This is a genomic window from Bacillus sp. EKM501B (genome assembly GCF_011800505.1).
GTDB lineage: Bacteria > Bacillota > Bacilli > Bacillales > Bacillaceae_G > Bacillus_A > Bacillus_A cereus.
The window spans coordinates 1-491 of the sequence record NZ_JAALFZ010000059.1 but is presented as its reverse complement, the minus strand read 5'-3'; the positions used below and the strand labels follow the sequence as shown (position 1 = coordinate 491).

The following is a 491-nucleotide window of genomic DNA, read 5'->3' as shown; positions in this document are numbered from 1 at the left end:
AAAGAAATTTTTATAGGCAGTTTGCAAGTTTAGTTGAGCATTTGCCAAAGCTAATGAATCAACTTCTTTTAACCACTCGAATTCTGCTTTGTATTTCGCAGGAGTGGGAAGCTTTTGTTTCTTTAGTTGATCCTTATCATCTTTATGTTTTTCATACGATTCTTTCCGTTCAGCTAACATTCTGTTATACACGAAACGTACACAACCGAAGGTTTTACGCATAAGATGTGCTTGGTCTTCTGTTGGATACAAACGGAATTTATATGCTTTATTCTGCTTTGTCATATCATTTCACCTCACTTTTCACTTTGATTTTCAATATATGTTTTTACTACGTCTATTGGCGAACCACCAGTAGTTAGCAAGCAAAAACTTCTTGACCAAAACATCTCTTTCCAAAGTTTCTTTTTCACTTGTGGAAAGTCTCTTTTAATAAGTCGAGAACTTGCACTTTTATAAGCATTGATGAATTTTGTCATTTCTGTATTAGG

1 protein-coding gene and 1 pseudogene are annotated in these 491 nt (G+C 34.0%); both read right to left on the bottom strand.

Annotated elements, in window-relative coordinates:
- The coding region (locus HFD78_RS29065) for a helix-turn-helix domain-containing protein (protein WP_191968149.1) at window positions 1–285 on the bottom strand (285 nt) is incomplete at its 3' end.
- 11 nt (window positions 286–296) lie between these two features.
- A pseudogene (gene tnpA / locus HFD78_RS29060) lies at window positions 297–491 on the bottom strand (IS200/IS605-like element ISBth16 family transposase); the annotation flags it as partial.